The following is a 22052-nucleotide window of genomic DNA, read 5'->3' on the forward strand; positions in this document are numbered from 1 at the left end:
AACCCCTTTCCAAACTCTATTCATCAATATTTACAAGATGATTCCCATCAAAGAAGTATAAACACTTTTCTTTCACAGGATGTTTCAAGCTTTTTTCTAACGCTTTTGCATATAGTGAAAGCTGCACTTTGTATCGGTCTTCTAAGATTGGTTTCGCTTGATCAAATCCGCCTGGGAACTTTCCTGCAATCGTATCTGTTTTAAAGTCGATTAAAGTAATTCCCTCTTCTTCTTCAATCATGCAGTCGATAACCCCTTGGACGAGTATTGTTTCTTCGCTCTTACCTTGCCAATCTTGATACGCCTCTTCTGCTGAAAGCATCATCGTAAATGGTACTTCACGTTCAACACTTTTTGCTGCTAATACCCTTTTACCAAGATTGCTCTCAAAGAATGAAATCACTTTTTCGATTGCTATTTCTTCAGCTTGTTCGAATGTTAATAATTCTTTATTTACCATTCCTGCAATTTGTTCCTGAAGAACTTCAATCGTAATCGGTTTCTTCAAATCTACGTGTTGCATAACGGCATGGACTGCTGTTCCTCGCTCGGCATACGTTAATCCTTTTTTCTCCATAAAGCGTGGACGTGTTTTAATTGGGGCACGAAGTTTTTTAATAAAGGCGTTATCGCTGCCTTCTTCAGATTGATAATTTCGCTTTATTTCTGTTACAGATTGTTTCGCACGGTGAGATGTTGCTTCCTCGTATCCGTACTCCCACATTAATCTGTCGTACACTTCTTCTTTCCGTTCACTTTCTAACGGAACAGCTTTTTTCTCACGAAGTGCTTCTAACAATTCTTGTTTCTCTTCTTGAACTGGTTCTGGTGCGAGTAATGTTTTGCCGTCAACAACTTCCACTTTCCAGCTAGTGTCATATTCATAAATTTCACCCGGAATGCTTCCTTGTCCTAATTCAAGAAGCATTTCACTATCACGATGTCTATATAATGAAGGTGCAATCCAATCTAAATAACATGACGCTCCAGCACGTATGTGGTCTGGTAATAACCATTCTCCATGTTCCCGTGCATCAAGCCATTTTTCCATTTCTTTATTGGCATCTTTAACCGTTCCAATTAAAATTAGCTTCTCTTTCGCACGGGTTAAAGCTACGTATAGTACGCGCATTTCTTCCGCAATTAATTCCATTTTCATTTTACGCTTAATTGCAAGTTGCGATAATGTCGTATATTTAATTCGTTTACGAGGATCGATAAATTGTGAACCGAAACCGAAATCTTTATGAAGTAAGAAGCGCTTCATTAAGTCTTGTGTATTAAAACGACGACCGAGTCCAGCTACAAATACGACTGGGAACTCTAGCCCTTTACTTTTATGAATCGTCATAATTCGTACAACATCTTCTTGTTCACCGAGAGCTCTCGCCGTTCCCATATCATCACCGCGTTCTAAAATACGCTCTATAAAACGTAAGAAACGGAATAATCCTCTAAACGATGTTGCTTCATATTGTCTTGCGCGGTCATATAGTACACGTAAGTTCGCTTGTCTTTGCTTTCCAGCTGGTAAACCTCCAACGAAATCATAATAACCTGTCTCACCGTACACTTTCCAAATTAAATCGGAAAGAGATTGTTGGCGTGCAAATTCACGCCATCCTTGCAGTAAATTATAGAACCATTCTAATTTATCATGTAGTTCTTTCTCTTCTTCAAGTGGTGCTCCTTTTAAGAATGAACTCATCACTTCATAAAACGAGCCTTTCTTTCCATGAGCACGAAGCGTCGCAAGTTCTTCATCATTTAGTCCAACAATTGGCGAACGAAGTACAGCTGCAAGCGGAATATCTTGCATCGGATTATCAATAACGCGGAATACGTTCATCATAATATTTACTTCTGTCGCTTCAAAGTAACCAGTCGCAAGGTCAGCATATACCGGAATTCCTTGTAACTTTAACTCTTCCATGATTTGCGGGGCCCATGGCATTGAGCGAAGTAAAATAACGAAATCACGGTATTGTACTGGGCGCATACTATTATTTTTACGATCATACACTTCATAACCTGAATCGACCATCGCTTTAATACGCTGCGCAATAAGACGAGCTTCAAGCTGCGCTTTTTCTACTTCTGCACCTTCTTCTCCATCTATTACTTCTTCTTCAGTTTGCTGGATGCATAATAGTTCAGCCGCTACATCCTCACCTTCTGGATAGCTAGCACCTAGCTTTAATTCAGCATCAGCGTCGTAATCGATTTCCCCAACTTCTTCGCCCATAATTTGTTTGAAGATAAAGTTCGTACCAGCTAACACTTCATGACGACTACGGAAGTTTTTCGCTAAATCAATCTTCATTCCGCCGTCTAATCCTTCTGATGTAAAACGTTTATATTTCCCTAGGAATAGGCCTGGCTCTGCTAGTCGGAAACGATAGATTGACTGTTTTACGTCACCAACCATAAATAAGTTTCCTTCACTCTCAGAATCTTTCGTTACGAATTTAATAATCGATTCTTGCACAAAGTTCGTATCTTGATATTCATCGACTAATACTTCAGCAAATTTATTACGATATTGAAGTGCTACTGCTGATGGACGCATTTCACCATCTTCATTTTGCTCACTTAAAATTTGTAAACAGAAATGCTCTAAATCCGTGAAATCGACCATTCCTTTATCTCGTTTTATCGCTTGGAAACGACCTGTAAATACTTTTACGAGCTGAACAAGCTTTTCTAATACAGGATGCATATCTTGAAAATCTCGTAAGAAACTTTCTGGTCTGCGGCTAAATAGTTCTTCTTGTAATTTCTTCACTTCATCTTTCGCTTTATTACGAAGAGAATCTACTTGTTTTACAACATCTTCATTATAATCACTTTTCTTAATACGCTTTAATGTTTGCCACGATACATTTTGCATCGCTTCATAAACGCTTGTCCACGACTCGCGAGCTGCGCCTGATAACGTTCCAAGTAAAGCTAAATCTGCTTGTAAAGTTTCAGTACGAGGTGCTGGACCGTCAGGAAGCATTGCTAGTTCAGTTGCTTTACGAATATGCTCTTCCGCCGTTTCAAGCTGGAATTTCACATCTTCTAATAAGTAAGAAGCATACACTAAATCTTCAATCGTCTTTCCTTCAACGTCGTATGCTTCTACTAATTTATCAAGCCACTTCTCTGGGTTTGGATGCGCTCTTGATTCTGTATGAAGTGCTAAAATCATTCGTTGTAAGTCATCGTCACTACGGTCGCTCGTATAACGATCAACGAGTTCAAAGAAAATATGATTATCTTCGATTCCATACTCTTCTTCTAATATGTCATCTAGCACTTCTTCTTTTAATAACTCATTTTCTGTTTGATTCGCAATACGAAAACGAGGATCGACATCAAGCATGTAATAATATCCTCTAATGACTTGTAAACAAAAGGAGTGAATTGTCGAAATGGAAGCTTTATTTAATAAGCTAAGCTGTTTTCTTATGTGCTGTGAGCTTGGCTCATCAATCAATACTTTTTCTAACGCTTCCCCAACTCGGTTTTTCATTTCTTGCGCCGCTGCATTCGTAAACGTTACAACGAGCAGGCGGTCGACATCTACCGGATTTTCTTCGTTAATAATCTTTTTAATAATACGTTCAACTAATACCGCTGTTTTCCCTGATCCAGCTGCTGCTGCAACTAAAATATCACGTCCATTCGCTACAACCGCTTTCCACTGGTCATCTGTCCATTGACTACCCTCTGGTTTTTTAGGCCAATTCTCTATCATTCTTCGCCGACCTCCTCTCTTATTTTCTCCATCGCTTCGCTATCTTTCATATCTTTTAACGTACGGAATTGATTATCTTCAAGTGATTCATCAAATTGACAAACAGACTTGAAGTTACAGAACGTACATGCCGCTTTATTCCCCATTTTGTACGGAGCAATATCAATAACACCTTCTGTAATGTCCTTACCGATATTTTCAAACGTATGGTGTACATATTTTTGAAGTACATTAAACTCTTGCTCACTTGCAATGCTAGAACGCGCACTAAAACTACCGTCTTTTTTCAGACCAGCAGAAATAATATCAGAGCTTCCTGTTGAAAGTTTATTATCCATTAAACGAACAACGTCAGCATCTCCTAGTACAAGTCCTTTCATTTTAAATTTCTTTAAAATTTCTTTTTCAATTTCTTCTTCAGATGCATCGCCTTTCATCTCAACGATCGGGTTATGAATATGGAAATACAATACGCCCGCAGGTGATGCAGTACCACTCTTTTTCATCCACGTATGTGCATTTGAAGTAACAACATCCAAATACGTTAACATTTGAAGTGCTAATCCGTAATACACTTCTGTTAAGTCTAACGCCTTTGAACTTGATTTATAGTCAATAATACGAAGGAACGTACCACTCTCATCTTCCGCCTTATCAACACGGTCAATACGGCCAACTACTTCCATCTTCACACCATTTGGCAATGCGAATTCCATTGGTGGAAGTGATCCAGTACCACCCATACCGAATGGAACTTCTAAATCAACTGGTACAAATCCACTCGACTTCGCATGTTCACGAAGAATAAGTGACGTACGGAAAATGATTTGTTGTAGTTTTTGTTTTAAATAAAAATGACGATTCGAACTTAATAAAATTTGTCTTTGTAATAACGGTGCAATTTCTTCTATTACTAAAGCAGAAAGGTGCTCGCACTCTTTTATTGATAAATCCGCCCAAGTACGATTTTCACGTAATAGCTTGTCTGCAATTCTCTTCAGCGCCGCATGGAATAGTTCACCAATATCTGGTGCATCAAGTTTGAAAATATCACGCTCTCTTAGCGATAAACCGTGCTGTGCGAAATGAGCGTACGCACAACGATTAAATAGCTCCATACGAGAGACGCTTCCCTTAATTGTATCTCCATATAAATCTCTACTTACATCTGTACTCAATTTCTGTGCACGATTTCGATAGAATAAGCTTGATAACACACGGCTACTTTTTTGCTTCCAATCATCTGAAGTAACGTAGAAGTTATATACGTCCCACCAAAAATCTAAATTGCCTTCAAATCCGTAGCGCTTCCACGTTTGCAGTTGCTGCATTACGTAAGACAACGTTACTTCTGGCGTGGCTACGTATGAGATTTGTTCCGAACGTGATAAGTCATTTACATCATTTGTTATAAACGCTTCTTTCACATCAGGGAATATTCTTTTTATTTTCTTAATAAAGCTAGAAGCAAGTAACGTCTTGCCTTCTTCATCCGCAAGCGGACAAGATATATATAATTTCTCAGATGCTCTCGTCACCATTTGGTACATAACGAACTGTTCTTCTAATAATGTTTGTCTCGTTGTTGGTGCTAATTCGATACCCGCAGCGGTAAGAACATCTCTTTCTTCATCAGAAAGCATACCTTCATCCATAGGTGCTGCTGGAATCACTCCTTCATTTACGCCAATAACGAATGTCGCTTTAACATTTGATAATCTAGAACGATCAATATTAGCAATTAACACTTGGTCTAGTGACGGTGGAATGTTCGCGAATTGAAGCGCCTCAAGACCTGTCGTCATGACATCAGTAAACATAGAAAGGGACATCTTCTCCTCGCCAAGCATCTCAACGAACGTATCAAGAAGACTCATCACCTCTTCCCACACTTGCTCGTGGTCTGTCGCAAATAAGAAATCTCCGCTTTCTTCTGCACGAATACGTAACTCTTCTAACTTTTTCGGAACGTCAAGCTCCTCTAAAAATAAGTATACTGCTTCGCACATTTGCATAACTGTTCCAGCACGCTTCAGTCTTTTTTGCATACGAATAACTGGCGTTCTTACAATGTCACGAAGGCGATTAATTTTCTCTTCCATTTCACGCTCACTATCTGTTATCATTCCGCTTGCATCATCAAGTGAACGATAACGTCGATACATCCACGGATCTTCAGAAGTCCATCTCTTTCCTTGTATACCGTACGCTAAACAGTAGTTTTCAAATTCATCCATCTCTTCACGCATCGCTTCTTTTCTTACGTCTAATGGATATAAAAGCTCTGTTTTTATGCAGCGAAACACCGCATCATAGCGCCAATTCCCGCTAATGATCTCTAAAGCAGAACGAATGCATTCTACTAGCGGATGATGTGACATCGGGCGTTTTTCATCAATGAAATGCGGGATATTATAATCCATAAATAAAGTTCGCATTACATCGTAATAACTTTCTCCGTTACGAAGAAGTACTGCGATATCTCGGTAACGATAATCTTCATCCGCCACAAGTCTTCGAATTTCACGAGCAACGCCTTCTACTTCAGCTCGTAAATTAGCCGCTGTACTAATCGTTACACTCGCCTCTCCGTGAAACTTTTCATTTGGACGCGCTTCATAATGAGTTTCTAAATGCGCTAATGCTGGCGAATGAAAACGCTGCTGTTCCATAAGTGGAACCGTTTTTTCAATTTCCATTTTCTCTTCACGCGCTACTTGTTTTATTTTTTCATACGTTAACGTCGTTTCATAAAATAAATCCAGTTCATTCACTGGCTGTGCTAGCGTTTTTTCATCCAGCGTTAATGTTATTGTTACTCTAGTTCCTAATCTCATTAATCCTCTAACAATTTCTAGCTCTTGAGGAGAAAATGAATGGAATCCATCTATATAAATTTCCGCGTCTTTTACATACTCAGAGTCTGGAAGCTTCTCAACCAATAATTGTAAGTAGTCTTCTGAATCTAAATATCTTCCAATTAAAGCACGTTCAAAGTCATCATATAATAACTGTAAATCATACACTTTATTCGCGAGCAACTTTTGCTCTGCACTACTGCTGTGCGCATCTAATTGTTGCCACATTTCATATACGTTAGACGGCGTCACATTATAACGTTTAAACTCCGCAATCATACTACCAAGGTGTTCAAAGAAACCGTTTTGCTCTGCTGCTTTTTGAAACACAGATAGTCCATCTTTACGGGATTCTACAATTTTACGAAGTAACATATGCACACCAGCTTCATCAATATGAAGACGACTTGCTCCGCCCACTTCTTGTAGCACCTTCCACGCTAATCGCGAAAAACTAAAAACTTGTGCCCGAATAGAACCTCTTACATCCTCGCTCCCAATTAACGCCTGCTGCGTTTGGAATGTCATCTGTTCTGGCACAAGATATAATATTGTTTTCCCTCGTGGACGCTGTTTTAACTCTTCTTGCACTTCACGTAAACAAAGTGCACTTTTTCCACTTCCAGCTCTACCAATCACAAATCGAAGTGACATGTAACCCCACCTTTCACTTACATAACGAACGTTAGTTTGCTATCATAATTGTATTATAGGACACGAAAAAAGACAAACTGAGCTGTTTGTCTTCTTCTATACTTCTATTTATTATATCAACCTTTCGAAAAATTCGTTTGTACCTCGTGAATTGGCCAATATCGTAAATCAACTTTCCCGACAACTGTATCAGCTTTCACAAAACCAAAATACCTACTATCCCAGCTACCAAGACGATTATCACCGATTACAAAAATATATCCGGGTGGCACAAATTTTTCATTCGTTAATTCTTCTAATTTAAAATCACCTGTTAGTTGTCGTCCATTCACTTGCTTTTTATATGTCTCTAAATAAGGTTCATCCACAAATTGTCCGTTTATATATAATTTATCATGCTTATATTCAATATGATCACCAGGCAAACCGATAATTCGCTTCACATAGTCCTCTTTTTTATTCGCATGAAAAACGACAACATCAAATCGATTCAAGTCCCCTACTTGATAACTCACCTTATTCACAACAAGCATATTGCCATCTTGCAATGTCGGCATCATAGACTTCCCCTCTACAACGTACGTTGAAAAGAAAAACGTTCGAAAAAATACAGCTAATAGTACACCTATTAAGATTGTTCTCATCCACTCTAGGCCTTCTTTTTTCAAAGTTTTCTTCATTCGCTTCTCCCCTCGCCCTTTAATAATGAAGCTTGCCTTTACAAGAAGACTATTCTTAATGTAGTTCTAATTTCACTTCAATTTTTTTACCGACATACCATAAAATAAAAATAACAATCCCAACGATAATTGATTTCACCGGATTATGAATAAACGAAGTTAAATCATGACCGATATAAGTTAAAATAAAGATCATAACAAGCTTTCCGAATGCTAATGCTAGTCCAAACTGTTTCACACTAATACGTGATAAACCAGCTACAACATTAATAAGCGCAGACGGTGTAAATGGAAAACAAAATATGACGAAAATTGGTGCGAACCCTTTCCTTTCAATCCACCCCATTGCTTTTCGTACTCTCTCATGTTTATTTACAAAAGAGAAAAAACGACTTCTTCCAAAGCGGCGGATAATGAAAAATACAAGTAACGCTCCTATTACTGATCCAAGCCATGAATAAAGAAATCCATACCAAAAGCCAAATGCAACAGCATTCGCCAACACAAACACAATGAGTGGCAATGCTGGAATGAGCGCCTCTATCATCGGTAAACCAATACCAAGAAGTGGTCCGAACGCTTTATAACTTTCAACAATATGATCCATATTTTCTGGTGAAAAATACTCTTTGATTGTCTGAAAATCCATTCTACACTTTACCCCTTTACTCTAATTACTCCCTCTACTGTATCATTGCTTATAGGAAAGAGGAAATGGTAGATATGACATATGGAGATGTAATTATAAAGTTTCCATATCTTTCGTTAGAATTCCTTCCTTATTAAACTATAATAATCTTTCAATATTCGACAGGATATGAAGATAATTTAGACACCACGTACAGATTATGAAAAAGAAGAATATATAGAAAGTGATAATCCGTATGTTCCAAAAAAATAACCTTACTACGCGTAAGGTTATTTCTACTGGCTAGTTCTTACAAAAAACTTTTTTAGCAAGCGTATACTATCAATCACGATAAGTATTAATAAATATAAGAAAGATAGTATTAATACTGTACTCTGAATAGGTAGCATTCGAAATTTATAAGGAAAGAACTATCATGTATGCCTGGAATATAAAATGATATACAATCACACTACATTAATTATATATAGGAAAATAACCTTTATATTGTAATTTTACACCATTTAAAATTATTAGAGAACTAATAATTCAATAATTCGGTAATTAAATGGAATATATAAGGAAATCAAAAAAGGATGAGTCCCCCCATCCCTTTCCTTTTACACCTCCTCTTCCCTAACAAAATACACTTTCTCATAAGCTGGCCTTAATGTTGATTCATCCCTTTTATCAATCTCTTTAAAGCAAGGATTTCCTTGTTTTTTCTTACGATCTTCATACTCTGTTCGCAATTTCGCTGTACGATTTTGCTGATTTTCAAAACTACTTTTTGATATTTCTAATTTCACAGCAAAACCATTAATAAATCTAATAATTAGATTTCCATCCTTTAGCTCTTTATTACTTTCAATATGAAAATGAGACAACCACGCACACTCTTTTCTAGAATAAGAATACGTAGGGAAAAAATAAAGTTGATCTGTCGGGCTAATTGCGATAGGAGCTTTATGTGTAATACGAGTTAACTCTTTCGTTCCTTCTTTTCTACCAAAAAAACTAGAACCATGTTTCCGACAACTTCTTTCTATAATATCAAGTGGCTTTTGAAATACGAAAAAAGAATCTTCCATTTCAACAATTCGCGTAACAACCTTTTTTTCACTTAGAACAACAGGAAGTAAGGCCATCGTATTTTTGCTTACAACATAGTTTTCGACATAACGCTCTACTTTACTTTCCATAGTCTACTGTCTCCTTTTTCATTTTCCATTTATAGTAGCAGCTGCATAAATAATTGTAGCAGCTGTAAAAAGGAAATGGTTTACATTCTAAAATTCTTTACAAATACTTATAATTTATCAAACACACTACAAATTAATTAATAATAATATACAGATAATAACGAAACAACCTATATAAAAAGAGGATTCTATATGTAAAAAAAAAGAATTCATGCCATTTGTAATATGCAATACATTCCTTTTTTCATATAATCACAGTAGTTCTTTTTGCTATAATTGAAGTATAAATTCGATATGCGGAGGTTTCTCATGGAAGAAAAACACAATCATCCAACGATCCAAATGAAAAATAGCAGCATTGTTATCGTAAAAAATTCAGCTAGTATTATATTTGGTTTATTTTTTATATTGCTGCTCTTTGCGAAACCTTTTCGTAAATCTAAATGCCCTGAATGTAAGAAACGTGAAAAGAAAAAAGCTGTAAAAGAACACTAAAAGGCCTTCCTTTATGGAAAGCCTTTTTACATACCGATTACCATTTCCTTCACTCTTCTTCATCCTCAAAAAAACCTACTATTTTTTCTTCTTCATATTCATATTTTCTTCCGAGATTCTCTGTGTCTCTTTCAACTTGTAATATGATTATATATTGTTCTTCATCCAAAAAATTAGAGTGTGGTTTCTTCAAATCAATTACCGTCACTTTATCATTTTCATAAGTTTTCGAATACGCCTTTATCTCTTCAATCGTGCTCTGCAAACTTTCTTCATTACCACGATAAACATCAAGTATAACTTTATTTTTATGCTTTTCAATCATACATATCCCCCTTCCTTTATTCACCAGAAGGTTCGCCTTTATTACCAATATAATAGTCACGTACATATATCTCAATAAAAAAAAGGATGGCATAAGCCATCCTTTTTTCCATCATAAACTATAAAATTATAGTTTGATTACGTTTTTAGCTTGAGGTCCACGGTTACCTTCTTCGATTTCGAAGCTAACTTTTTGACCTTCTTCTAAAGATTTGAAACCTTCAGTTTCGATTGCAGAGAAATGTACGAATACATCGTTTTCGCCTGGAACTTCGATGAAACCGAAGCCTTTTTCGTTGTTAAACCATTTTACTTGTCCTGTTACTGCCATGATTATTTCCTCCTAAGAAAATACAATTTTTTTAGTCTTCCTGTATAAAAAAAGAATCCACACATTATCAAACACGAAACATAAACTAGTTCTCACATACTTTTTCTCGTTCGTTTTCGGCACTTGATAATATATGGATTGCTTAATTTAACTATTCAACTGAAATTATCATAGCATACTTAAAATAAAATGTACAAGCTTTTTTGAAAATAAAATTTCAAAATTTTAGTATTTCTTATAAAATAGAACCATATCAATTTCAATAAGGAGGAATACATGACATACAAAGTTCCTGAAAAAACATTAAAGAAAATCGAAAACGATATTGAAAATAATAATCTTGGAAAAGCAAGAGATCGATTACACGGATTAATCGCTACTTATCCTAATGAGTTAAGTTTTCGAAAAAGACTCGGGGATATTTACTATACATTGCAATACCCAGAAATGGCCGGACGATATTGGTATCTTGAAAAAGACAAAACCGATGTTATGCATGAAGCATGTCGACAATTTGAAAAATCGATGGGAAACGATCCTTATCATATTGTACGCGCTTTAAAATTCAAAGGAGGTCATGACATTATTACAGGATTATACACCGAACATCCTTTACAACCATTGCAGAAAAAAGTGGTAGAAGAACTAATTGATGATAATGAAGAAACATGGAAAGACAAACTATTTGAATGGGGCTGTCTAGCATTATTCGCATTCCTTCTTTTTTCTGCTATTACTGGCATATTCACTATATTAAATTGGATGTTTTAAATAGAAATAGGTGCCTATAATCGGCACCTATTTCTATCTTTATTTCGTAAACTGCGCTTCTTCCGTAGATCCTTTTAGAGCTGTGGTTGATGAAGTACCGCCTGTAATGACTTGTGCTACTTCATCAAAGTAACCTGTTCCAACTTCGCGTTGATGGCGCGTTGCAGAGTAACCGTGTTTTTCTGCTGCGAACTCTGCTTGTTGTAATTCAGAATATGCAGCCATACCACGCTCTTTATAACCGCGCGCTAATTCAAACATGCCGTAGTTTAATGCATGGAATCCAGCAAGCGTTACAAATTGGAATTTATAACCGTATGATGCGATTTCTTTTTGGAAGCTCGCGATTGTTTTTTCATCTAGTTTTTGTTTCCAGTTAAATGAAGGAGAACAGTTGTAAGCGAGTAGCTTCCCTGGATATTTCTTATGAATTGCGTCCGCAAATCGTTTTGCATCTTCTAAATTCGGCTCAGACGTTTCACACCAAACGAGATCTGCATACGGTGCATACGCTAAACCACGCGCGATTGCTTGATCAAGTCCTGCTTTCGTACGATAAAATCCTTCTGGCGTTCTTTCCCCTGTAATAAACTCTTGATCAACAGGATCGATATCGCTCGTAATTAAATCTGCCGCATCTGCATCTGTTCTTGCGACGATAATTGTCGGTACCCCCATTACATCCGCTGCAAGACGTGCCGAGATTAAATTACGAACCGCAGTTTGCGTCGGTAATAGTACTTTACCGCCTAGATGTCCGCATTTTTTCTCTGAAGATAATTGGTCTTCAAAATGCACGCCTGATGCACCCGCTTCAATCATACCTTTCATTAACTCAAATACGTTTAATTGTCCGCCAAATCCCGCTTCTGCATCAGCCACAATTGGTACGAAATAATCTGTATCACCGCTTCCTTCCATATGTTGAATTTGATCAGCACGTTGAAGTGTTTGGTTAATTCGTTTTACAACAGCTGGTACACTGTTCGCTGGATATAAGCTTTGGTCAGGATACATATGTCCAGAAAGGTTCGCATCTGCCGCTACTTGCCAACCGCTTAAATAAATTGCTTTCAATCCAGCCTTCACTTGTTGCATTGCTTGGTTTCCCGTTAATGCCCCAAGTGCATTAATATAATCTTCTGTATGAAGTGATTGCCAAAGCTTCTCTGCACCGCGGCATGCTAACGTATGTTCAATATCAATAGATCCGCGCAGACGAATTACATCTTCAGCTGAATACGGGCGCACGATCCCTTTCCAGCGCTCATCTAACTCCCAGCTTTCCTGTAATTTCTCGATTCTTTCGTTTTTCATATGTTCCATCCCCTTTTCTTTTTTTTATAAAATTTCATAACCCGGTAATGTTAAAAACAGTACGAACTCATCGTTACGAACAAGGTTTGTAAACAGTTTTGTAGCTTCTTCAAATCTCCCTTTCTTAAACGCTTCCTTACCAATCTCTCTTTCTATTTTCGCTAATTCTTCTTCTTTTAATTCTTCCATCAATTTAAAAGTAATATTACGGCCATCATTTAGCCTTCCACCCTCATGGCGAATCCACTGCCATACTTGTGCTCTTGAAATCTCCGCTGTTGCCGCATCTTCCATTAAGTTATAAATTGGAGCTGCTCCCCGTTTACTTAACCAAGATGCAATATATTGAATACCAACGCTAATATTCATGCGAAGGCCCTCTTCTGTAATCGTTCCCACTGGTACTTCTAATAAGTCCTTTTCTGTTATACGTATTTCTTCACGTTTTCTAAAAATTTGATTTGGCGTTTTCATAATGTAATTAAATACTTCCATCGCCACCGGTACAAGTCCCGGGTGGGCAACCCAAGTCCCATCATGACCATCTAAAGCTTCGCGCTCCTTATCAGCACGCACTTTTTCAAAAGCTGCTTCATTTGCCTCCGGATCATTTTTAATTGGGATTTGTGCTGCCATCCCTCCGATTGCTGGTGCATTACGACGATGACACGTTTGAATAACTTTCAAAGAATACGCGCGCATAAATGGCGCTGTCATCGTGACTTGCGCTCTATCCGGAAGTAAAAATTCATTATGATTACGGAAGCTTTTTAAGAAACTAAATATATAATCCCATCGTCCGCAGTTTAAACCAGCAGAATGATCTCTTAGTTCATACAAAATTTCATCCATTTCAAATGAAGCGTGAATCGTTTCTATTAACACAGTCGCTTTAATCGTTCCATTCGGAATGCCGATATATTTTTGCGCAAATACGAAAACGTCATTCCATAATCTTGCCTCTAAGTAACTTTCCATTTTTGGTAAGTAAAAGTACGGGCCACTTCCTTTTGCTAAAAGCTCCTTCGCATTATGAAAAAAGTACAGACCAAAATCTACTAAACTGCCAGACATGTTCTTCCCGTCAACTTGCATATGTTTTTCCTCTAAATGCCACCCTCTCGGACGCACAATTAATACAGCTGTTTTACTATTTAAATGATATTCTTTTCCGTTTTCATTTTTATGTGAGATCGTTCCCTTAGCAGCGTCTCGTAAGTTAATTTGACCTTCGACAGCATTTCTCCAAGTCGGTGAATTCGAATCCTCAAAGTCTGCCATAAAAAGATGTGCTCCTGAATTCAAAGCGTTAATGACCATCTTTCTATCTACCGGTCCAGTAATCTCCACACGACGATCCTCTAAATCTTTCGGAAGCTGGGCGATTGTCCAATCCCCTTCTCGTATATGCTTTGTTTCTTCTAAAAACTTCGGAAACTCCCCTGCATCAATTCTTTTTTGTTTCTCCACACGTTTTTGCAAAAGTTCCGTGCGGCGTTCATTGAAATTTTCATGTAGCTCCTTTAAAAAACTAAGCGCCTCAGGTGTCAATATTTCGTTGTACGCTGGTAATATTTCTCCGACGAGTGTAACCCGTGAAGTTTGCGTCGACATATTAGCATCCCCTTCTTAAACTGTTTTATAACAGATTTGATTTTATGTTTTATATTATATAACAAATCTTCAGAAAAGGAAGTTTTTTTTGAAAATTTAATGTTTTTTTACAAAACTGTGTTTATCCATTATGATTTCAACATAAAAAAGAGCCAGTGTTGTATAACACTGGCTCTTTTTTATAAATTATTGTTGCTGATCATTTAAAATTGCTTTGTATAGGAACTGTGCATATTGTTCACGTGTTACTTTCATACCTGGTGCAAAGTTACCTGAACCGTCACCTGCTGAAATACCATTTGAACCTACTGCATTAATTGCCTTAGCTGCCCAATGTCCTGCTGGTACATCTTTAAATCCTGGTGTACCTTTTACTTGTAATTCAAATGTTTCCGTTAAAATTTGTGCCATTTCTGCACGTGTTAACGTATCTTTTGGTCTGAAGTTTCCACTATCATCACCTTTAAAGATTTCTAGTTCTGTTAATGCTAAAATTTCAGTTGGGAACATTGTTGAGTTATCATCAACGATATCGTTATATGTACTTACAAACTCATGATCTTCATCAAAGTATTGGTCCCCATCAATCGTACGGTAAATTAACGCCGCTACTTGCTCGCGTGTTACATTATCACCAAAACCGAATCTTCCATCTCCATAACCAGCAATAATTTCCCAGTTTTTTAGGTTTTGAATTGCTTCATAAGACCAATGTCCTGCTGGTACATCTTTAAATGTGCCAGGTACAGCTTGTTGTTGTTTCATAGCTACTTCAGCATTCGCTGTACTACCTTCTGCGCTTAATACAACTCCACCCATAATTGTTAAAGCTGTTGCTACTTTTAAAAACTTTTTCTTCACTGTATTCTCTCCCTAAAAAAATATATTTTTTTCTAATATAAAGAATTCACGAAAAAGTAACAATACACTTATCTATATAATATTTGTCTAATCTGTGAACTATATTTCACATACTTCCCTTTACACATCATTAATAATAAAGTTACTAAACCGTATATTTTTCTTATAAAAAGTAACTTTATACACCTTATTTTTTACCTTATTTTTCCACACTTTGAATTAGGGACAATCGAATAAATATACAAATTAACGATTTAAAACAAGAAAAAAGCGCGAGATTTTCGCACTTTTTCCAAAAAAATAATATATTAATATAATTATAACGTTAATTTTTTAAAAGTTCCGCTTAATCTTCCTCATCTTAGTCATCCACCTTTTTCTTTTTTTACCTCTTTTTGATTATATCGAAAACTCCAAAATCTTATAATCTTATTCAATTATCAAAATAAATCATGCTTCTGAGTACACTTTCACTCTTTCATCTCTCGGCTTCCAGAAAGTAAGCGCCATTCCTACAAATATAAGAACAATCCCTACAATTTGCATACTAGTCGGTTTGAATCCAGTAAAGACGGTATCTAATAAAATTGCGACGCCAGGATCTAAAAATACTAATACAGAAATAAGTCTCGTCGGTAACTCTCTTAAACTGTCAAAAAATAAGTAATACACGAACCCTGTATGTATAAGTCCTGTTGCGAGAATCATTGTCCAGTTAGTTTGTGATAGTCCTTGAAACGCCCCGAAATCTATAAATGGTAATAATAAAAATATACCTAAAAATGTTTGTAAAAATGTCATCGCATATGCACTCGTATGCTTAATTCCTTTTCCTAGCAACGTTGTAAAAGCATAAAATAACGCTGCAAGAAGTGCCCACACCATTCCAGATGACATTAACTTTTCTAACGGTACATTCCCATCTACACCAGCTACTAAAACTGTGCCGATAAAACAAATAACGATCGACATAACCGCAAATACTGTTAGCCTCTCTTTAAATACGATACTGCCAATCATTAATACGATGATTGGGGCAAGATGATAGATAGAAATCGCAATTGTAATCGACATTACTTCAAATGCTTTAAATAAAAATACCCAGTTAAAAACGAGAAATACACCACAAGCTAATATTTGTATAATTTCTTTTTTGTTCCATTTCTCACTTTTATATTGCCCCGTTACGAACCAACATAATGTTAAAAATAAAGTCGCACAAATACAGCGAATAAACACTAATTCAAAGGAAGGTAAACCTGTTTGTACTGAAAAAAATCCAATCGATCCGAAAATAGACATCGAAAGAATCATTTTTATAGCCGGCATTGATTTTTTATTAAACAACCTTCTCCTCCTCCAATTGCTTTTTATAAACTAAAAATTCTAAAAACATTACATATTATTATATATTACAATTAAAAAACTGTAAAAAAAGAGAATGTCAAAGGTAGAATCTATAAAAAATCTCATGAAAAAATCATCCTTTTTTTCTTACAAAGGATGATCTTTTATTATTTATTGAGAGGAGTTTCACCAATATATATACTTAAATACATTACTACTTTTGAAGAGTAAATTGGGAAACAATCTGTTTTAATCCCCCTGCTACGCTGTGCAGATGTTCAATTGAAACCGAGATTTCTTGAACAGATTTTTCTTGTTGTTGAATAGACTCTTTTACCCTATCGGTTCGATCAGATGATCTTTGAGAAATTCGGGTCATTTCTTCTGCAGAAGCAGAAATCTCCTCACTACTCGCTGCAATTTCATCTGTAGACATAGATACCGTTTGAATTTGTTCAGATACTTGTTGCACTTTTTCTGTGATTTTTCCAAATACTTTTTCTGTGTGCATTACTACTTGTGTACCTGCTTGTACCTCATTATCTACTTTTCCCATCATGTCTACCGTATGATTCGTTGTTCCCATAACTTGAGTAATAAGCTTCTCAATTTGTTTTGCAGAATCACTAGATTGTTCTGCTAATTTTCGTACTTCATCCGCTACAATTGCAAACCCTCTTCCACTTTCCCCAACACGTGCAGCCTCAATTGCGGCGTTTAATGCTAATAAATTAATTTGAGATGTAATACCTTGCATAACATCAATGATTTTGACAATTTCTTCTGATTGTTCCTTCATAGCCTCTACTTGCTTAACACCACTATATACTGAAACTTGAATTGTATCCATTTGTTGAATCATTTGTTTCATTAACTTATTGCCACTCTCTGCGTCTAATGCTGATTGTGCAGATAATTCATTTACAGAGGAGGATGTATTCACTATATTTTGCATTCCTTGTGTCAATTCTTCCATTGCACCCGCCGTTTGTTCCATTGCTTGTTTTTGGCTCTCTGCCCCATTTGCAACTTCTTCAATATCTATAGTGATTTTCTTCGCCGCACTGCTAGATACTTCTGATGCAGATACTACTCCATCTACATGTTGGAATAAAAGCTGAATATTACTTTCTACTTCTTGCATATTTGCTCTTAACCCTGCAATCATCTCGTTAAAATCACTTACTAATACACCTAATTCATCTTTAGCATTATAATCACCATATACAGTTAAATCTCCTTCTTTCGCTCTTTCCATCATACGACTAACTGTTTGTAAAGGAGCAACTATAAGCTTGCTAATAATATAACTTACTATACATATAACGATTGTGATAACTACTACAAGAATTATAAAAGCAATAATGGATCGATCTATCATTTTTTGAGAATCTTTAAATACTTGGTCAGCTAAATTTGAAACATACGCTTCTAAATCTACAGCATAACCAGCTAGCTCTACTCCCTTTGGTTTTAATTCCTTTTGAAATTCGTTTACCATTTGAGATTCGTTTGTTACCTTCGCTTTTTCAAACAACTTTTTATATGTATCCATATAACTTGGTAAAGACTTCTTCATCTTTTGGAACAGCTCATCCTCTTGCTTACTTAAATCGAAGCCATCATCATATTCTTTTAATAAAGAATCATATTTTTTAAGATCCTTTTCAATATTACCAATAATTCCTTCTTTATTCGCCCCCTCATTTTGTGACACTGTAATTAATTCTAGTAAGTTATATTCTAAAGAATTTTGTGTACGAAGCATTCCTTCTAATAAAATTGCAGAATATTGATAATCATCTACTACAACCTCTGTATCCTGCTTAATCTTATTAATAGAATTAATTGCTACACGGCTCATAATTACCATGCCCAAAACGGCTAATGAGATAAGCGAGAATAATTTATACTTCACTTTTAAATTTTGTAAAAAATACATATTTCCACCTTTATTCCTTTATATACAGATTTTTAGAATTTTATAGCTTATTATTTACAAAATCACAATAAAAAGCAATGATAAATATTCCCAATATCAAACTTATATTTCTATAAAAAAGAAGTAGCATAATCGCTACTTCTTTTTGCTTTGTTTTCCATATTGTTCAAACGTATGAATTCTTTCAAAAATCGGCGGATGCGTGTATAAGAAAAACTTCACTAATGCCGGCGGATTTACTTGGCTTAAACTTGTTTTTGATAAGTATTGAAAAGTTTTCACCCCTGATTTACCATCTTTCGTCATGTCTAAAGCGTATTGATCTGCCGCTCGTTCTTCTATACGAGATACGTAATTTGATGCAGGGCTTACCGCAAAAGATAATATAGAAGAAATTAAGAAAAATAAAGGTAAAATTGAGAAACACGCCAATTTTGAAATTTGCAATGTATCTCCCCATTTTCGAATACACATATTTAAAATACGACTAATTAAATACATACCTATAAACGATATCAAGACATAACTCGCAACGCCCCAATATATATGTTTCATCACATAATGTCCCATTTCATGGGCCATTATAAATAAAATCTCTTTATCTTTTAATTGCTGAAGTGTTGTATCCCACATTACAATGCGAGCATTAGGGCCAATTCCTGTTACATATGCATTTAACGCATTCGTTTTTTCCGACATATTTACTTCATATACGTGTTTAGCTGGAATGTCTGCTTTGTCTGCTATAGCTAAAATTTTCGTTTCCAATTCTTTATTTTTCAGCGTCGAGAAGTCGTTATAAAGTGGATCAATAATAACAGGCTGTATGAATGTTAAAAAGATTGTAAACGGTACAGAGAGTGCCCATCCTGCTAACCACCATCTCTTCGGGAATTTACGGATGAGCCATAAAAGAACAGAAACAATGAGTAACATCGTAGCATAATTCACCCAAAAATCGATGACATGATCTTTTATCCAGCTTTGTGTACTTTGCGTTGAAATTCCGTAATCAACAGATACTTTACGCCCGATCCATTGTACTGGTAATGATAGTGCTGTTGTAAGTAACGATAAATAAAAGAAATAAATCGCGACTTGCAAGACGCTTATTTTAGTCGTTTCCTTCGACCATTTCTCAAATCGTCTTGAAATACCGAGCACGAGCACAAACAGTAAAATAATCCATTCAAGAGGTGTTGCTAAAAAGAAAAGTAAATTTTTCACGCGCGAATAATCTTGGCTTAGCGTAAGCTCTCTTGCATTCATAAATGTTTGTGGATCTGCACTCGTTCCTTTATACATATCCGGAATAATTTCATGATTCCATCCAAATAAATACCAGTATATAAATAGCGCAAAACCAACGTACAAAAAAAGCGACCACCGAATAACTTTCCTCACGTTATTCCCTCCCCTATGCTGCCTGTCTATTATTATTGTAAGTTCGTACTTTCTAAATTAGAACAAGCTAATCGTTAGAATTGTTCTAGCTCCTTCTATTTACATAAAAAAACTCTTCTATTACAAGAAGAGTTTCACCTATTTTTAGACACTTTCTTCGGTTCATAATCTGGTATAAGAAACGCACTTACAAACCAGCACCTTTTACATAACGTACATATTCATAGTCTTGGAAAAATAGCGTCGTTATAATAATCGTAATAAAATCGACTAAAACAAATATATATCCTATTTGCTTCTTCGATAACATAGATAATTATCCTCCTTAAGGAAGCACATCTATTAATAAACTAAAATCTTGCAAAGAAAAAGAACTATATTTCATAATACCTTGTACAGCTAAAAGTAAAATAAGACCTGTCACACACATGTAGTTAATACTTTCTTCTTGCTTTTTCTGAGCAACTATTCCACCACTTATACATAAAACCCCTAATAAATGGAGCGCTAAATACATGAAAAAGTAAGCTTCCTCCCAGCGAAGAACAACATTTACTGTCGTAATCAATACTAAACTAAGTAGAATCAAATAAAAAAACTTATTTGACGATATCGTTTCATTCATATAATTTTATACATCCCTTTCAAATTTCGAATTAATGATGCTTTAGTTTTCATAAAATAAAACAAAATGAAATCCCCCATTACTTTTCAAAAATTTTATGAACCCTAACATACTTCTCTTCATTTTTCACATACTGTCTGAAGATGCGCTTCATCATTTCTTCTACAATAAAATTGACTATTATTAATGTCCCTAAAATAAGACTCCTGGAAGACGATTGTATCTACTACAGGATCTCTTCACAAAAGCTTTTACATTTCCTTCAATATTTTCTCAAACGTCTTCTTCATCTTATTTATCTCCCACTACGTTTGAAAAACTTCTTGCCTTCTCCGCATATATAGCCGGAACTTCTTTACTCCAATATTTTCGATTAACAAATAAAAAGATGAGTACTAAATTCAATCCCGCTATAAAAATAATTAGTCCCGGAAAGAATGTCGTATAGTTCGAAAAATCTGCAAAACTCATTATATTTTCTCTGCTTACTAGAAAAGAAGCACCGAGCACAAACGCATTGTTTAACATATGAATAACAATTGGCATGAGTAAGCTTTTCGTACGAATATATACAATTGATAGTACGATGCTAAACACGACTGCACCGAGGAAATCAACATGTAAACAAGCAAATAAAAGTGCTACAGCAATCATCGCTATGCTAGTTCCCCATTTTGCTGCAAAACGCTGAAGTAAAAATCCTCGAAAAACAAATTCACCAATAATAGGTGCAATAAATACAACCATAATAACTTGGTATAAATATCCCCCTGTACTATCTATAATTGGTTCATGTAGTGCATTCATAATAAAATCTGGTGTAATCCATGCAAAGCTGTACATGTACAAAATAAGATAGCCATAACTAAAAACACATAGCATAATCGCGATATACAAAACTTGCATCAGGTTAAATGATTCGTTTTTATTAATAAAGTGTACAAATGAAACACGGTGCTTTCTATACTCATAAAAGAGCCACATTATCGGAAGGATATAAAATATAAGAATACTTATAAAAGAAGAATTCTGTATATGAAATGTACTTTCTAGCAATTCATTACTACTTCGTGCTACCAAAATTAATAGTGCAAATACAATTAAAAAATATCTAGCTCGCATCGTTTGAAACGGATTCACACTCATCTCCTCCCCATGTTACTTTTATCATATCATTTGAATCTTAATTTTTTGTGAAAGAAAACCTTAAATTTTCCTTAAAAATTCCATAAGTTACAAAAAGATGATATGATATTC

18 protein-coding genes and 2 pseudogenes are annotated in these 22052 nt (G+C 35.6%); 2 read left to right on the forward strand and 18 right to left on the reverse strand.

Going from position 1 to position 22052, the window contains the following annotated elements; all coding sequences use genetic code 11:
- Positions 1–16 precede the first annotated feature (16 nt).
- From addA to MR109_RS11975, 6 genes and pseudogenes are all read right to left on the reverse strand, one after another.
- Positions 17–3742 (reverse strand): helicase-exonuclease AddAB subunit AddA, encoded by a 3726-nt coding sequence (gene addA, locus MR109_RS11955; protein ID WP_242272188.1) that lies wholly within the window; start codon positions 3740–3742, stop codon positions 17–19.
- Positions 3739–7254 carry a helicase-exonuclease AddAB subunit AddB gene (gene addB, locus MR109_RS11960; RefSeq protein ID WP_242272190.1) on the reverse strand — a complete coding sequence of 1172 codons (3516 nt, stop codon included), beginning with the start codon at positions 7252–7254 and terminating at the stop codon, positions 3739–3741. The genes addA and addB overlap by 4 nt, the downstream gene beginning before the upstream one ends.
- A 116-nt stretch (positions 7255–7370) precedes the next feature.
- Positions 7371–7934, reverse strand: coding sequence for a signal peptidase I (lepB, locus tag MR109_RS11965; protein WP_071717658.1), 564 nt, complete (start codon positions 7932–7934; stop codon positions 7371–7373).
- Between the two features lie 55 nt (positions 7935–7989).
- Positions 7990–8583 carry a TVP38/TMEM64 family protein gene (locus MR109_RS11970; protein ID WP_002170780.1) on the reverse strand — a complete coding sequence of 198 codons (594 nt, stop codon included), beginning with the start codon at positions 8581–8583 and terminating at the stop codon, positions 7990–7992.
- A gap of 275 nt (positions 8584–8858) precedes the next feature.
- Positions 8859–8990, reverse strand: a pseudogene (locus tag MR109_RS30545) (DUF4306 domain-containing protein); the annotation flags it as partial.
- 192 nt (positions 8991–9182) lie between these two features.
- Positions 9183–9764: a competence protein ComK gene (locus MR109_RS11975; protein ID WP_002170779.1), complete on the reverse strand. Its 582-nt coding sequence runs from the start codon at positions 9762–9764 to the stop codon at positions 9183–9185.
- Between the two features lie 309 nt (positions 9765–10073).
- Here MR109_RS11975 and MR109_RS11980 point away from each other — a divergent pair, with 309 nt between their 5' ends.
- On the forward strand, positions 10074–10259 hold the full coding sequence (locus tag MR109_RS11980) for a hypothetical protein (RefSeq protein ID WP_242272191.1): 186 nt from the start codon (positions 10074–10076) through the stop codon (positions 10257–10259).
- Between the two features lie 49 nt (positions 10260–10308).
- Here the strand turns inward: MR109_RS11980 and MR109_RS11985 are convergent, their stop codons facing one another.
- Complete coding sequence (locus MR109_RS11985; protein ID WP_071717660.1) at positions 10309–10584, reverse strand: hypothetical protein; 276 nt, start codon at positions 10582–10584, stop codon at positions 10309–10311.
- A 126-nt stretch (positions 10585–10710) separates the two neighbouring features.
- Positions 10711–10914 carry an RNA chaperone/antiterminator CspA gene (gene cspA, locus MR109_RS11990; RefSeq protein ID WP_000301522.1) on the reverse strand — a complete coding sequence of 68 codons (204 nt, stop codon included), beginning with the start codon at positions 10912–10914 and terminating at the stop codon, positions 10711–10713.
- A 276-nt stretch (positions 10915–11190) separates the two neighbouring features.
- On the opposite strand from cspA, the gene MR109_RS11995 reads away from it, so the two are divergent.
- Complete coding sequence (locus MR109_RS11995) at positions 11191–11685, forward strand: DUF6584 family protein (protein WP_242272192.1); 495 nt, start codon at positions 11191–11193, stop codon at positions 11683–11685.
- A gap of 39 nt (positions 11686–11724) precedes the next feature.
- On the opposite strand, the gene aceA is transcribed toward MR109_RS11995, so the two are convergent.
- The 10 genes and pseudogenes from aceA to MR109_RS12045 all read right to left on the reverse strand — a co-directional run bounded on the left by aceA (position 11725) and on the right by MR109_RS12045 (position 21935).
- On the reverse strand, positions 11725–13002 hold the full coding sequence (gene aceA / locus MR109_RS12000) for an isocitrate lyase (RefSeq protein ID WP_048369751.1): 1278 nt from the start codon (positions 13000–13002) through the stop codon (positions 11725–11727).
- Positions 13003–13026: 24 nt separating this feature from the next.
- Positions 13027–14616, reverse strand: coding sequence for a malate synthase A (gene aceB / locus MR109_RS12005; protein WP_242272193.1), 1590 nt, complete (start codon positions 14614–14616; stop codon positions 13027–13029).
- A gap of 186 nt (positions 14617–14802) precedes the next feature.
- Positions 14803–15477, reverse strand: a complete 675-nt coding sequence (locus MR109_RS12010) for an S-layer homology domain-containing protein (RefSeq protein ID WP_242272194.1) — start codon at positions 15475–15477, stop codon at positions 14803–14805.
- A gap of 450 nt (positions 15478–15927) precedes the next feature.
- Positions 15928–16824 carry a DMT family transporter gene (locus MR109_RS12015; protein ID WP_242272195.1) on the reverse strand — a complete coding sequence of 299 codons (897 nt, stop codon included), beginning with the start codon at positions 16822–16824 and terminating at the stop codon, positions 15928–15930.
- Positions 16825–17038: 214 nt separating this feature from the next.
- A complete protein-coding gene (locus MR109_RS12020; RefSeq protein ID WP_242272196.1) occupies positions 17039–18766 on the reverse strand; it encodes a methyl-accepting chemotaxis protein in 1728 nt (575 codons plus the stop codon).
- Between the two features lie 135 nt (positions 18767–18901).
- Complete coding sequence (locus MR109_RS12025) at positions 18902–20170, reverse strand: M48 family metallopeptidase (protein WP_025148745.1); 1269 nt, start codon at positions 20168–20170, stop codon at positions 18902–18904.
- Between the two features lie 187 nt (positions 20171–20357).
- On the reverse strand, positions 20358–20480 hold the full coding sequence (locus MR109_RS12030; RefSeq protein WP_165615143.1) for a Trifolitoxin immunity domain protein: 123 nt from the start codon (positions 20478–20480) through the stop codon (positions 20358–20360).
- 15 nt (positions 20481–20495) lie between these two features.
- Positions 20496–20795, reverse strand: coding sequence for a hypothetical protein (locus MR109_RS12035; protein ID WP_242272198.1), 300 nt, complete (start codon positions 20793–20795; stop codon positions 20496–20498).
- Positions 20792–20997: pseudogene (locus MR109_RS12040) on the reverse strand (hypothetical protein); the annotation flags it as partial. The gene MR109_RS12035 and the pseudogene MR109_RS12040, both read right to left, overlap by 4 nt.
- An 89-nt stretch (positions 20998–21086) precedes the next feature.
- Entirely contained in the window at positions 21087–21935 is an 849-nt protein-coding gene (locus tag MR109_RS12045) for a CPBP family intramembrane glutamic endopeptidase (RefSeq protein ID WP_242272199.1), read from the reverse strand.
- Between the last annotated feature and the right edge of the window lie 117 nt (positions 21936–22052).

Source organism: Bacillus cereus group sp. BfR-BA-01310 (genome assembly GCF_022664325.1).
GTDB classification, from domain to species: domain Bacteria; phylum Bacillota; class Bacilli; order Bacillales; family Bacillaceae_G; genus Bacillus_A; species Bacillus_A paramycoides.